Origin of the sequence: Mesorhizobium sp. M0601 (assembly GCF_040320845.1) — a bacterium.
Taxonomy (GTDB): domain Bacteria; phylum Pseudomonadota; class Alphaproteobacteria; order Rhizobiales; family Rhizobiaceae; genus Mesorhizobium.
In genome coordinates this window covers 182084-196011 of sequence record NZ_JAMYQK010000002.1, presented here as the reverse complement: position 1 = coordinate 196011, position 13928 = coordinate 182084, and the positions used below count along the sequence as shown (strand labels likewise).

Below are 13928 nucleotides of genomic sequence, written 5' to 3'. Positions count from 1 at the left end.
CACAATGACGACAAAACCCTTGCCGGACCTGCCGGTCTCCGTTGTCTTGCCGGCGCTCAATGAAACGCTGAGCCATGGTAACAGCGCCGTGCTGGTGGCGCCACCCGGTGCCGGCAAGACGACGCTGGTTCCACTGGCGCTGCTCGACGCTGAATGGCTCGGTGCCGGAAAGATCATCCTGCTCGAGCCGCGCCGCCTCGCCGCCCGCGCGGCCGCCCGCCGCATGGCCGAATTGCTCGGCCAAGAGCCCGGCGAAACCGTCGGCTATGCCATGCGCATGGAAAACCGCAGTTCCGCAAAGACCAGGGTTCTCGTCGTCACCGAAGGCGTGCTGTCCCGCATGATCCTCGACGACCCGGAACTGCCTGGTGTCGCGGCGGTGCTATTCGACGAGTTCCACGAACGCTCGCTCGACGGCGATTTCGGGTTGGCGCTGGCGCTTGACGTGCAGGGTGCGCTGAGGCCCGAACTCAGATTGCTGGTGATGTCGGCAACGCTCGACGGCGCGCGTGTCGCAAAATTGCTGTCCGGCGCGCCGGTGATCGAGAGCGCAGGCCGCGCCTTCCCGGTCGACATCCGCTATGACGAGCGGCCGGCCGGCGTCACGATCGAGGACGCCATGGCCAAGGCGATCCGCTCGGCGCTTGCCGGGGAGGAGGGCAGCGTGCTCGCTTTCCTGCCCGGCCAGCGCGAGATCGAGCGCACCGCCGAGCGGCTGGCGGGCAAGGTCGGCGCCGATACCGACATCGTGCCGCTCTATGGTATGCTCGACAACAAGGCGCAGGACGCGGCGATCAAGCCGGCGCCGCTCGGCCGCCGCAAGGTCGTGCTGGCGACGTCGATCGCCGAAACCTCCATCACCATCGACGGCGTCCGCGTCGTCATCGATTCCGGCCTGTCGCGGCTGCCGCGCTATGAACCGGCGAGCGGCCTGACGCGGCTGGAGACGGTACGTGCCTCCCGCGCTTCCGCCGACCAGCGCGCCGGCCGTGCCGGACGCACGCAGCCGGGCGTCGCCATCCGGTTGTGGCGGGCCGAGCAGACAGCGGCCCTGCCGGCCTTCACGCCGCCGGAAATCCTCGAGGCCGATCTTTCCGGCCTGTTGCTCGATAGCGCAGCGTTCGGCGTCGCCGATCCGACCAGTCTATCCTTCCTCGACCCCCCGCCGGCTCCGGCGCTCACCGAGGCGAGGGTACTGCTACGTGCGCTCGATGCTGTCGATGCGGCAGGACGCCTGACGGATGCCGGTGCCGCGATGCGCCGGCTGGCGCTACCGGTGCGGCTCGCCCATATGGTCGCCGAGGCGGCAAGGACCGGAGAGGCGCTCGAGGCGGCGATGCTCGCCGTATTATTGACCGAGCGTGGCCTTGGCGGCGATGGTGCCGATCTCGAACGGCGGCTGCTGCGCTTTCGCGCCGAAAGATCGCCGCGCGCCACCGCCGCCCGGCAGCTGGCTGAGAGGCTGGCAAAGCAGGCTTCACCCTTCCCCTCTAGGGGAGGGTCGGCAAGCGAGCCGAGCGCAGCGAGACGAGCGAGACGGGGCGGGGTCGTCGATGGCGTGCCCGAAGCGGCCCCACCCCGATCCGCTACGCGGATCGACGCGCCGGGGCGAGCCACGGGTCTCGCCCGTCCTTCCGACCCCCTCAAGGGGGAGGGCAGCACAGCCGGCGCTCTCCTCATCCATGCCTGGCCGGATCGGGTCGCCAAAGCGCGCGGCGAGCGTGGCCGCTTCGTGCTTGCCAACGGCTCGGGCGCCATGCTCGACGCCTCCGATCCGCTGGCCGGCGAGACCTGGCTCGTCGTCGCCGACCTGCAGGGCAAGGCGCAGAACGCCCGCATCACCGCAGCGGCAGCCATCGATGAGGCCGACATCCGCACTGCGCTGGCGGAAAAGATCGAGGCCCGCCGCGAGGTGAGCTTCGACCGCGACAGGCGCGCGGTGCGGGTGCGCGAAACGGTTCGCCTCGGCGCCATCACGCTGTCCGAACGCATGCTGCCGGCGCCGACCGGTGCCGACGCGGATCGCGCCATCCTCGACGCCTTGCGCGAACACGGCCTGTCCCTGTTGCCGTGGAACAGGGAGGCGGAGACGTTGCGGCAGCGGCTCGGCTGGCTGCATCGCGGCCTCCGCGTGCCATGGCCCGATGTCTCCGATGCCGCGCTCCTCGAGCGCCTCGACGACTGGCTGCTGCCGTTCCTTTCCGGCGCGGCATCCTTTGCGGCAATCGATCCCAGCGTGCTTTCGCAAGGCCTGATGACGCTGGTGCCGCACGAATTGCAGCGCAAGATCGCCACATTGGCGCCGACCCATTTCGACGCGCCGTCGGGCAACCGGCTGCCGATCCGCTATGACGGCGAATGGCCGGTGCTGGCGATCCGCGTGCAGGAACTGTTCGGCCTCGACCGGCATCCGGCGATCGCCAACGGCACTGTGCCGCTGACGCTCGAATTGCTGTCGCCGGCGCACCGGCCGATCCAGACGACGCGCGACCTGCCCGGCTTCTGGCGCGGCTCCTGGGCCGATGTGCGGGCAGAGATGCGCGGCCGCTATCCCAGGCATGTCTGGCCGGAGAACCCGCTTCTCGCCGCCGCCACCAGCCGCGCCAAGCCGCGCGGTACCTGATGCTTCCAGACTGTCATCCCGAACCGAGGCCCAGCTTCGACGGTTTTCGGAAAAGACCTCCGGCTGTTTCCCCTCTATAATCACTGGCCATGATAAACATCCTGCACGCACCCGACTTCCAGCAAAGCCAGCGGCTGCGCCTCAACACGCTGATCAGGTTGCGCTGGCTTGCCATCGTCGGCCAGAGCCTGACCGTGCTTGTGGTCGCTTACGGGCTGAAATTTCCGCTACCGGTCGGCATGTGTTTTGCGCTGATCGCCTGTTCGGCCTGGATGAACCTTTTGCTGACTTTCCGCTATCCGGCGGCGCATCGGCTTACCCCGTTCTCGGCCTTCGCCATCCTGACCTTCGACAGCCTGCAGCTTGCCGGCCTGCTCTACATGACCGGCGGCCTTACCAATCCGTTTTCGCTGCTGATGACGGTACCCGTCGTCGTCTCGGCGACGTCGCTGCCGCTGCGGCTGACGGCCATGCTCGGCGCGCTGGTGATCGTGGCGGCGACGCTGCTGGTCTTTTACCACCTGCCGCTGCCCTGGCATGAGGGGGCGCCATTGGCGATGCCGTTCATCTATGTCGCCGGCATGTGGATGGCGGTGTTCTGCTCCATCGCCTTTACCGCGATCTATGCCTTCCGGGTGGCCGAGGAGGCGCGGCTGCTTGCCAACGCGCTTGCCGCCACGGAATTGGTGTTGCAGCGAGAGCAGCATCTCTCTGCCCTCGACGGCCTCGCCGCGGCCGCCGCGCACGAACTCGGCACGCCGCTCGCCACCATCACACTTGTCGCCAAGGAGATGGAGAAGGCGCTTGGCGAAGATCCGAAATACGGCGAGGACGTGAAGCTGCTGCGTTCGCAGAGCGAGCGCTGCCGCGAAATCCTGAAGCGCCTGACCAGCCTGTCCTCCGAGAGCGAGGTGCACCTCTCGCGCCTGCCGCTGACCTCGCTGGTCGAGGAGGTGACGGCGCCGCACCGCGATTTCGGCATTTCGATCAAGCTTCGGCCGGGCGAGCGCATCGGCCCGGAACCGGTGGGCCGGCGCAATCCCGGCGTCATTTACGGCCTCGGCAATCTGGTCGAGAACGCGGTCGACTTCGCCCGCAACAGCGTGACAGTGCGCTGGAACTGGAATGAGGCCGCCGTCAGCTTCTCGATCATCGACGACGGGCCGGGCTTTCCACCGGAGATCATCGACCGTATCGGAGAACCATATATGTCGACGCGACAAGGCACCGAAGCCGGCGGCGGCCTCGGCCTCGGCCTATTCATCGCCAAGACCTTGCTCGAACGCTCCGGCGCGACGCTCGATTTCCGCAATTCAAGCGAGCCCGGCGAGGGCGCTATCGTGCAGATATCGTGGCCGCGCAGCGTCTTCCTCAATCCCGAGCAGGCTTCGGCCACCATGTTCGACACGGCCTAAATTGGACAATAGCGTTGCGAAACTATATTTGCGTAAAAATCAGGCAGCAGGATTTTCAGCACGATGAGTACTGACGAAACGATTGGCGCAATGGTCGAAGGCGAGGATACCTCGCTGCTGATCGTGGACGACGACAAGCCGTTCCTGACGCGGCTTGCCCGCGCCATGGAAACCAGGGGTTTCGTGGTCGAGACGGCGGAGAGCGTCGAGGAGGCGGTTGCCAAGGCGCGCGCCAATCCGCCGGCCTATGCGGTGGTCGACATGCGGCTGGCCGACGGCAACGGCCTCGACGTCGTCGCCGCGATTCGCGAGAAGCGCGACGATGCCCGCGCCATCATCCTCACCGGCTACGGCAACATTGCCACCGCGGTGACGGCGGTAAAGCTCGGCGCCATCGACTATCTGTCGAAGCCGGCCGATGCCGATGATATTTTTGCCGCCCTGACCCGCACCGCGGGCGAACGCGCAGCGCCGCCGGAAAATCCAATGTCGGCCGATCGCGTGCGCTGGGAACACATCCAGCGCGTCTACGAAATGTGCGACCGCAACGTCTCGGAAACCGCGCGCCGCCTGAACATGCATCGCCGCACGCTGCAACGCATCCTCGCCAAGCGCGCGCCGCGCTAAAGGGCTCTCATTACAGGCTTGCCCGGCCAGCGCTGTTTGCGCATCATCGCTTGGCGGTGTCGGACCTTGCCGCTGATACGACGGAGGCGACATGCAGGACGAAAAGCGGCTGGTCTCCATGCTGCGCGAATTCCTCGACAGCGAGGCGGCCGGCGGCCTCATCCTGATGGCTGCGGCGGCCTTGGCCCTGATCGTCGCCAATTCGCCGCTGGGCGAGGCTTATTTCTCCGCCCTCCATGCCTATCTCGGACCGCTCAGCGTCTCGCACTGGATCAATGACGGCCTGATGGCGGTGTTCTTCCTGCTGGTCGGTCTCGAGATCAAGCGCGAAATGCTTGACGGCCAGCTATCGACCTGGCCGCGCCGCGTGCTGCCCGGCATCGCCGCCGCCGGCGGCATGGCAGCGCCGGCACTGGTCTACGTCGCCATCAACCGCAACAATCCAGCCGCTCTGTCCGGCTGGGCGATCCCAACCGCCACCGATATCGCCTTTGCGCTCGGCGTGCTGTCGCTGCTCGGCAGCCGCGTCCCGGGTTCGCTGAAGATATTCCTCACGGCGCTTGCCATCATCGACGATCTCGGCGCGGTGCTCATCATCGCGGTGTTCTATACCAGCGGCCTCTCGCTCGCCTATCTCGGCGCCGCCTTCGCCGTGATCGCGCTGTTGGTGGTGCTCAACCGCATGCGGGTGCTGACGCTGCTGCCGTACATCTTGCTCGGCATCATTCTGTGGGTTTTGGTGCTCAAATCGGGCGTCCATGCGACGCTCGCCGGCGTCGCGCTGGCCCTCACCATACCGCTGAAGATATCGCCGGGCAGCGGCCATGATCTCGACCATTCGCCGCTGCACCGGCTCGAACACGGCCTGCACAAAGTCGTCGCCTTTTTTGTCATCCCGATTTTCGGCTTTGCCAACGCCGGCGTCTCGCTCGCCGGTCTCAGCGCTGCCGCCCTGGCCGAGCCGCTGACGCTCGGCGTCGCCGCCGGGCTCGTCGCCGGCAAGCTGGTCGGGGTGTTCGGGTCTTCCGCGCTTGCCATCCGGCTTGGCTTCGCCGATCTGCCGGTCAATGCCGGCTGGCTGCACATGGTCGGCATTTCGCTGCTCTGTGGCATCGGTTTCACCATGAGCCTGTTCATCGGCCTGCTCGCCTTCGCCGGCGACGCCGCCCTGCAGGACGCGGTCAAGGTCGGCATCCTCGCCGGCTCTTTCATCGCCGCGCTCCTAGGCGCCGCAGTGCTGCTGGTCGCGCCGGCCGCAGGCGAGGCGGAGGAGGCGGAAGAATAGGCGTCTCCTCGCGGGCGCTACCCGTGAGCGACCATGACGTGGCGGACGGCGGTATAGTCCTCCAGCGCGTAGAGCGACATGTCCTTGCCGTAGCCGGATTGTTTCAACCCGCCATGCGGCATCTCGTTGGTCAGCATGAAATGGGTGTTGATCCAGGTGCAGCCATATTGCAGCCGGGCGGCCGTCGCCATGGCCCGCGAAACATCCTTGGTCCACACCGACGACGCCAGGCCGTAGTCAGAATCATTGGCCCAGTTCACCGCTTCGTCGACTTCGGAAAAGCGGGTGACCGAGACCACCGGACCGAACACTTCGCGGCGCACGATCTCGTCCTCCTGCAGCGCGCCGGCGACGACGGTCGGCTGGTAGAAGAAGCCGGAGCCCTCGCCCGGCTTGCCGCCCGTGGTGATCTCGATGTGCTTGAGCTCAGAGGCGCGCTCGACGAAGCTCGAGACGCGGTCGCGCTGGCGACGCGAGATCAGCGGGCCGATCTCGTTTTCGGTATCGTCAGGACGATCATACTTAATGGTCGAGACGGCGGCGGAGAGGTCGGCGACGAGCTTGTCGTAGATCTTCTTGCCGGCGTAGATGCGGCAGGCGGCGGTGCAGTCCTGGCCGGCATTGTAATAGCCGAAGGCGCGCAGGCCGTTGACCACCGCGCCGAGATCGGCGTCGTCGAAGACGATGACCGGCGCCTTGCCGCCGAGCTCGAGATGCGTGCGCTTGACCGATTTGGCGGCAGCCTGCAGCACCTTCTTGCCGGTGGCGACGTCGCCGGTGATCGAGATCATGTTGACCTTCGGGTGGTTGATCAGCGTGTTGCCGACGCTGTCGCCGCGACCGAGCACGACGTTGACGACGCCTTCCGGCAGGATCTCGGCAAGGATTTTCGCCAGCTTCAGCGCGGTCAGCGGCGTCTGTTCCGACGGCTTGAAGACGACGGTGTTGCCGCCGGCAATCGCCGGCGCCAGCTTCCAGGCCATCATCATCAGCGGATAGTTCCACGGCGCGATCGACGCGACAACGCCGATGGCGTCGCGGCGGACCATCGAGGTGTGGCCGGGAATGTATTCGCCGGCGACCTGGCCGGGCATCGAGCGGACCGCGCCGGCAAAGAAGCGGTAGCAGTCGACGATCGCCGGGATCTCGTCATTGAGCACGGCATTGATCGGCTTGCCGCAGTTCAGCGCCTCGAGCGCCGCGAAATCCTGTGCAGCAGCCTCGATGCGATCGGCGATCTTCAGGAGATAGCCGGCGCGCTGCGCCGGTGTTGTGCGGGACCAGGTGACGAAGGCGTTTTCGGCAGCAAGCACGGCCGCCTCGATCTGCGCTGGGCTGGCCTCAGGCAGATTGAGGATGGTCGCCCCGGTTCTCGGGTTGAGGATCGGCTCCTCGGTCTCGGTGCCTTTTTCGAATTTCGAGCCGATCAGCATCTGCGTGTCCATGGAAGTCTCTCCCTTATGAACGAGATCATTTGCCCGAACCGGCGATCTGGTCGCCGTCGCGGGTCAGGTAATAGGCAGCGAGGATTGGGAGCAGCGTCACCAGCACTACCACCATCGCCACGACATTGGTGACCGGACGCTGGCGCGGACGGATCAATTCTTCGAGCATCCAGATCGGCACCGTCTGCTGCTGGCCGGCGGTGAAGGTGGTGACGATGACCTCGTCGAAGGACAGCGCAAAGGCAAGCATGCCGCCGGCCAGCAGCGCGGTTGCGATGTTGGGCAGCACGACATGCCGAAAGGTCTGGAAACCATCGGCGCCGAGATCCATCGACGCCTCGATCATCGAGCCGGACGTGCGGCGGAAACGGGCGACCGCATTGTTGTAGACGACGACCACGCAGAAAGTGGCGTGGCCGAGCACGATCGTCCAGAACGAGAACGGGATTTCGGCCAGCGCGAAGGCCGAGCGCAGCGCGATGCCGGTGATGATGCCGGGCAGCGCGATCGGCAGGATGACCAGCAGCGAGATGGTTTCGCGGCCGAAGAATTTTGTGCGGGACACGGCGGCTGCGCACAGCGTGCCGAGGATCAGAGCGATGGCAGTCGAGATCGCCGCGACCCGCACAGACAACGACAGTGCCTGCCAGACGTCGGGGCGGTTCCAGGTGACGGCGAACCATTGCGTGGTCAGGCCCGGCGGCGGCCAGACGAAGCTCTTCTCCTCGGTGGTGAAGGCATAGACGAAGATCAGCAGGATCGGCAGGTGCAGAAACAGCAGGCCGCCGGTGGCAGCGAGCTTTAGGCCGATCGGCGCGGATGGGCCACGGTCAGAGCGCATCGAAAGCCCCCATGCGCTTGGCGCCCCAGAGATAGAACCCCATGATGACGATGGGCACCACGGTAAAGGCGGCGGCGAGCGGGATGTTGCCGGCGGTGCCTTGCTGCGAATAGACGGCCTGGCCGATGAACAGCCGCGAGGTGCCGATGATCTGAGGAATGATGTAGTCGCCGAGCGTCAGCGAGAAGGTGAAGATCGAGCCGGCAACGATGCCGGGCAGCGCCAGCGGGAACAGCACGTTGCCGAAGGTCTGGCCGGGCGAGGCGCCGAGATCGGACGAAGCCTCGACCAAATTGCCCGGCACGCGCTCGAGTGCGGCCTGCACCGGCAGGATCATGAATGGCAGCCAGACATAGACGAAGACGATGAAGGTGCCGGTTGAGGAGACCGACAATGAGTTGCCGCCGACGACCGGCAGCGATAGCCAGGCATCAAGCAGCCAGAGAAGATGCAATTTGGCCAGCAGCCATGTCAGGATGCCTTCCTTGGCCAGGATCAGCTTCCAGGCATAGATCTTGACCAGGTAGCTCGACCACAGCGGCAGCATGACGCCGAGATAAAACAGCGCCTTCCAACGGCCGCGCGCATAGCGCGCCGCGTAATAGGCGATGGGAAAGGCGATGACCGCCGCAGCCAGCGTCACCAGCGCCGCCATTGTCACCGTGCGCAGGATAATGTCGAGATTGGCGGCCTGCAGCAGGTCGCCATAGGTCTTCAGCGTGAATTGCCGGTTGATCAGGCCGGAGAACTCGTCGATCGAAAAGAAGCTCTGCAAAAGCAATGCGAAGAGCGAGCCGATATAGACGATGCCGAGCCAAAGAACCGGGGGTAGCAGCATCAAGAGCAGCAAGAATTGCGGCCGGCGCCAGAAGAGATCGGAGAGCCCGCCGCGTACGCCACCACTACCCGGCAGGATGGCGGGGGCCGTGGCCCGCGGCATGGCAGCGTCCAGGCTCATTCTAGCTCGTCCATCAGATGCAAATGCTCGCGCTTGAAGGTGAGCACCACCGCCTCGCCTTCCCCCGGCAGCACAGCACCCGCCGGCACGATGGCATGCAGTCGCAAGCCCTCTGCATCGAGCGCCAGTCTTGTCGTGGCGCCGAGATAGTTGGTCGAGACCAGGCGGGCGGCAACCCCTTCGCCGTTGGCCCGGCCAATACGGATGGATTCGGGCCGCAGGCTGCCCCAGCGATACTGGCCGGCATAGCGCTGGACGAAATCCGGCGGCAGCACGTTGGACGAGCCGACGAAATCGGCGACGAAGCGGGTCTTGGGGCGCTGGTAGATGTCTTCCGGCGTGCCGATCTGCATGATCTTGCCGTCATTGAAGACGGCCACGCGGTCGGCCATCGACAGCGCTTCGCCCTGGTCGTGGGTGACGAACACGAAGGTGATGCCGAGCGCCTTCTGCAGCGATTTCAACTCCTCCTGCATGTTTTCGCGAAGCTTGAGGTCGAGGGCGCCGAGCGGCTCGTCGAGCAACAGCACCTTGGGCTGGTTGACCAGCGCACGGGCGAGCGCGACGCGCTGGCGCTGACCGCCGGAAAGCTGGCCAGGGCGACGGGCGCCGTAGCCGGGAAGCCGCACCAGCGCCAGCGCTTCTTCCGCCGCCTGTTGCCGCTCCGGTCTGCCGACGCCCTTGACCATCAGCCCATAGGCGACGTTGTCGAGCACGTTGAAATGCGGGAACAGCGCATAATCCTGGAACACGGTGTTGACGTTGCGGCGATAGGGCGGCACGCCCTCGGCGCGTTCGCCGAAGATCGAGATCGAGCCCGCCGTCGGCTGCTCGAAACCGGCGATGAGGCGCAGGCACGTCGTCTTGCCCGAGCCGGAAGGCCCGAGCATGGCGAAGAACTCGCCCGGCACGATGTCGAGATCGACCGCGTCGACGGCACGCACGCTGCCGAAATGGCGAGAGACGTTTTGGAAGGAAACGGCGGAGGTCATGGGGCTGTCCTGATCTGTCAGGCTCATCAAATTTCAGGCGGTAGCGCTGCCTCTCATCCGCCTGCCGGCACCTTCTCCTCGTATAGTGGACGCGGAGAAGGGAGGCGCTCCAACGCTGGCGACCCCCCGTTTCTCCACCGGGAGAGGGTAAGGGTGAGGGGCAGCGCCGAGCTTCGTAGGTGAGGCGAACTCACCGCCCGCCGATGACGCCGATATAGTCCGACACCCAGCGGTAATAGGGCACGCACTGGTCGTTCTGGGTGGCGCATTTCGAGACCGGCGTCTTCCAGAACTTGATCTTGTCGAAATTGTCGTAACCGTTGGTCTTGCAGCCTTCCTCGCCGAGCAGTTCGTTGCCCTTGCAGGCGGCGGGCACCACCGGCAGCGAGCCGAACCAAGCGGAGACGTCGCCTTGAACTTTTGGCGACAGCGAATGCTCCATCCACATGTAGGCGCAGTTTGGGTGGGCAGCATCGGCCTCCATCATCGTGGTATCGGCCCAGCCGGTGACGCCCTCCTCGGGGATAGTCGAGGCGACCGGCTTCTTGGCCGCGATCAGCGTGTTGACCTGGTAGGGCCAGGAACCGGAGGCGACGACGCCTTCGTTCTGGAAATCGTCGACCTGGATGGCGGCGTCGTGCCAATAGCGTCCGACCAGCGTACGCTGGACCCGCAGCAGGTCGAGTGCCGCCTTGTACTGATCCTCGGTCAGTTCGTACGGGTCCTTGATGCCGAGCTCCGGCTTGTGAGCCATCAGGTAATTGGCGGCGTCGGCGATGTGGATCGGCCCGTCATAGGCCTGGACGCGGCCCTTGTTCGACTTGCCGTCGGGAAGCTTCATTTCCTCGAAGACCACGTTCCAGCTCTTCGGCGCCTCCTTGAACACTTCGGTGTTGTACATCAGCACGTTCGGCCCCCACTGATAGGGGACGCCGTAATGGACTCCGCCGACGGTGAACCAGGGCGCATCCTTCAGCCGGTCGTCGACCGTCTTCCAGCTCGGTATGAGGTCGGTGTTGATCGGCTGGACGCGCTTGCCGGCGACAAGGCGCAGCGAAGCGTCGCCCGAGGCGGTGACGAGATCGAAGCCGCCCTCGTTCATCAGCGAGACCATCTCATCGGAGGTGTTGGCGGTCTTGACGTTGACCTTGCAGCCGGTTTCCTTCTCGAACGAAGTGACCCAATCATAGGCCTTGTCGGTTTCGCCGCGCTCGATATAGCCCGGCCAGGCGACGATATTGACCTCGCCTTCGCCTTTGCCGAGCTCCTTGACCTGGGCGATGGCCTGGCCGGAGAAGCTCAGCGCGACCGTCAAGGCAGTGCATGATTTCAGCAATGAATTCATCGTCGATCTCCCATTTTTGCATGACCTCGAAACCGGTTTCGGGTTTCGGAAGAAGATCATGCGCCCGTTCAAAAACGTTGGGTGCGCGGCTCTGAAGGGCCGTGCTCCTCGCATCGACCCGAAAATCGGAATCGATTTTCGGAAAGCCCGATGCGAAAACTAAAAATCTTAGAGCGTACTATGACGCACGTCGCTCTAACGGCAGCTTTGTTCCCTGACCGAAAAGTGCTGCGAAATTTCCGGTTTCGCAAATTCATTTATCAGAAAGCCGATATCGATTTTTCCGATACGTCAGCGGCCAATCTTCTCGGGCCGTTGGCGCACCATGCGCTGCGACTGGGCAAGTCCGATGAAGTCGCGCGCTGCCTGCGGCAGACCGGAGCCGCGCCGCCAGACCATACCGACCTGGACGACCGGCAACGACCCCGAAATATCGCGCGATTCGATGCGGTCGCCTTCCAGCGACCATGGCCGGTAGACGAGGTCGGGCAGCAGCGCGACGCCGGCGCCGGTAGCGACGAGGCTGCGCACCGCTTCGACCGAGCGGGTGCGAAAGGCGACATGCGGCTTAGCGCCGATTGCCGTCAGCAGCTTTCCGGTATTCTCCTCGATCTCGTCGACGGTCAGCATGATCAGCGGTTCCGAGGCGATGTCGCCGATGCCGATGATGTCGGCACCGGCCAAGGGGTGGCCGAGCGGCAGCCACAGCCGGTAGGCCGAGACTTCGAGGATTTCGGACTGCAGCGCGGTGCGGTCGCGCAGGTTCGAGGTGACCATGACGGCAATGTCGAGCTTGCCGCCGATCAACAGATGCTCGAGATAGTCGCCATTGTCCTCGATTGCCGAGACCTCGACACCCGGATAGGCGCGGCGGTAGCGGGCAAGAAGATCGGAAAGCACATAGCCGGCGACCAGCGAGGTGACGCCAAGTTGCAGCCGCCCGCTTGCCGCGGCCTGTTCGCCGAAGAAGGCGCGGCGCGCATCGGAAACGTCGGCCAGGATCTTTCTCGCATGGCGCAGGAACTGGTGGCCTTTGTGGGTGATGTTCAAGCCGCGCGGGTGGCGCTCGAACAGCTCGACGCCGAGATCGTGCTCCAGCTCCTTGATCGCCTCGGTGACCGACGATTGCGAGATCGACAGGTTCTGGGCGGCGCCCGACACTGTGCCCTGCTCGGCGACGGCGATGAAGAACTGCAATTGGCGGATGGTGAAAGCCATGGCCGGACTAAACACGGCAGACGCGGCGCTGGGAAGTGGGTGCTGGAGCAGATCTCCCGACAGAGCTCACGATAGAGCTCAGCCCTCGCTTCAGCCATCGGCAATGCTGAGCCGTGCGCCGGCCTGGGCAAGGGCGGCAGCGATGTCGTGCGGCGGCGGACGGTCGGTCGCGAGTTCGGAAAAGCCGCCGAAGCCGCAGACCTGAACAAGGCCCTGGCGGCCGAACTTGCTGTGGTCGGTGACGACAAGCGAACGCTGGCCGCGCGACAGCACCATGCGGGCGAATTCGGCCTCTTCCAGATCATAGTCCATGACGCCGGTGACGGCATCGACCGCACCGGTCGATATCACTGCATGGCTGACGGAAAAGCGGCTGACGAATTCGATGGCCGAGACGCCGAAGGCAGCACCGGAATCGCTGCGCAGCTCGCCGCCGGCCATGTAGACCTTATTGCCGTTGACGGTGGCCAATGTGCGGGCGATGTCGGAGGAGTTGGTGACGACCGTCAGCCGCCGGTGGCCGAGCAGTTCCCGGGCCAGGAAAGAGGTGGTGGTGCCGGTGTCGAGCATGATCGATTCGCCGTCGCGGATGGTGGCGGCGACCATGCGCGCTATTGCCCGCTTGGCATCGGCGTTCTCGCGCATGCGCCGCTCGAACGGCGCTTCGCCGGCAATCGACGGCAGGCCGACGGCGCCGTGCATCTTGAGGATGGAACCGTCGCTGGTCAGTGGCTTGACGTCGCGGCGTACTGTCTCCAGCGAGACGCCCAGCCGGTCGGCCAGGCTCGCAATGGTCACGGTGCCTTCCTCCTTGAGGAGGCGCAGGATTTCGCCATGCCGCTTCGAGTGGACCATCGGTTCCATCCGGTCGGATTGTTGCACCGCTGACCGCTTCTACGGCATAAATGCCACTAACTCCAAGGAATTTAGCAAAATTCGGGCAAAAAACCAGAAAATACCACAATTTCGCGTTGACAACGCCTCCAGCGTGGCGCGACATTATCGCTGTGACAGGCTCGGAACGGAGGACGACGGCTGAGCCGCACGAAAAATCGCTTGCCCGAACGCCCGGGAGATCGTCGGGTGCAAGGGTACCGAAATTCAGGATCCGCGGGGGCGGATGCCGGCGTCGAAGAACCCGGCACAAAGGGGCTCGTCGGTGCGGTGCGGGATACCGAT

11 protein-coding genes are annotated in these 13928 nt (G+C 65.0%); 4 read left to right on the top strand and 7 right to left on the bottom strand.

What is annotated here, in order from left to right; translation table 11 throughout:
* Positions 1–4: 4 nt before the first annotated feature.
* The 4 genes from hrpB (at position 5) to nhaA (ending at position 5950) form a co-directional block, all read left to right on the top strand.
* On the top strand, positions 5–2623 hold the full coding sequence (gene hrpB, locus NKI41_RS03395) for an ATP-dependent helicase HrpB (protein WP_352681413.1): 2619 nt from the start codon (positions 5–7) through the stop codon (positions 2621–2623).
* Between the two features lie 89 nt (positions 2624–2712).
* A complete protein-coding gene (locus NKI41_RS03390; RefSeq protein WP_352681411.1) occupies positions 2713–4038 on the top strand; it encodes an ActS/PrrB/RegB family redox-sensitive histidine kinase in 1326 nt (441 codons plus the stop codon).
* A gap of 63 nt (positions 4039–4101) precedes the next feature.
* Positions 4102–4665: an ActR/PrrA/RegA family redox response regulator transcription factor gene (locus NKI41_RS03385; RefSeq protein WP_023676342.1), complete on the top strand. Its 564-nt coding sequence runs from the start codon at positions 4102–4104 to the stop codon at positions 4663–4665.
* A gap of 91 nt (positions 4666–4756) precedes the next feature.
* On the top strand, positions 4757–5950 hold the full coding sequence (gene nhaA / locus NKI41_RS03380; RefSeq protein WP_352681409.1) for a Na+/H+ antiporter NhaA: 1194 nt from the start codon (positions 4757–4759) through the stop codon (positions 5948–5950).
* 17 nt (positions 5951–5967) lie between these two features.
* Here the strand turns inward: nhaA and NKI41_RS03375 are convergent, their stop codons facing one another.
* The 7 genes from NKI41_RS03375 to NKI41_RS03345 form a co-directional block, all read right to left on the bottom strand.
* Entirely contained in the window at positions 5968–7395 is a 1428-nt protein-coding gene (locus NKI41_RS03375; RefSeq protein ID WP_352681407.1) for a gamma-aminobutyraldehyde dehydrogenase, read from the bottom strand.
* Positions 7396–7420: 25 nt separating this feature from the next.
* Positions 7421–8236, bottom strand: a complete 816-nt coding sequence (locus NKI41_RS03370; RefSeq protein ID WP_023676345.1) for an ABC transporter permease — start codon at positions 8234–8236, stop codon at positions 7421–7423.
* Positions 8226–9176, bottom strand: coding sequence for an ABC transporter permease (locus tag NKI41_RS03365; RefSeq protein WP_352681563.1), 951 nt, complete (start codon positions 9174–9176; stop codon positions 8226–8228). Before NKI41_RS03365 ends, NKI41_RS03370 begins: the two co-directional genes overlap by 11 nt.
* 14 nt (positions 9177–9190) lie before the next feature.
* Positions 9191–10186, bottom strand: a complete 996-nt coding sequence (locus tag NKI41_RS03360; protein ID WP_352681405.1) for an ABC transporter ATP-binding protein — start codon at positions 10184–10186, stop codon at positions 9191–9193.
* A gap of 190 nt (positions 10187–10376) precedes the next feature.
* Positions 10377–11531: an ABC transporter substrate-binding protein gene (locus tag NKI41_RS03355; protein ID WP_352506953.1), complete on the bottom strand. Its 1155-nt coding sequence runs from the start codon at positions 11529–11531 to the stop codon at positions 10377–10379.
* Positions 11532–11822: 291 nt separating this feature from the next.
* Positions 11823–12749 carry a LysR family transcriptional regulator gene (locus NKI41_RS03350; protein ID WP_023676350.1) on the bottom strand — a complete coding sequence of 309 codons (927 nt, stop codon included), beginning with the start codon at positions 12747–12749 and terminating at the stop codon, positions 11823–11825.
* A 90-nt stretch (positions 12750–12839) separates the two neighbouring features.
* Entirely contained in the window at positions 12840–13604 is a 765-nt protein-coding gene (locus NKI41_RS03345) for a DeoR/GlpR family DNA-binding transcription regulator (RefSeq protein WP_352469949.1), read from the bottom strand.
* Positions 13605–13928 lie beyond the last annotated feature (324 nt).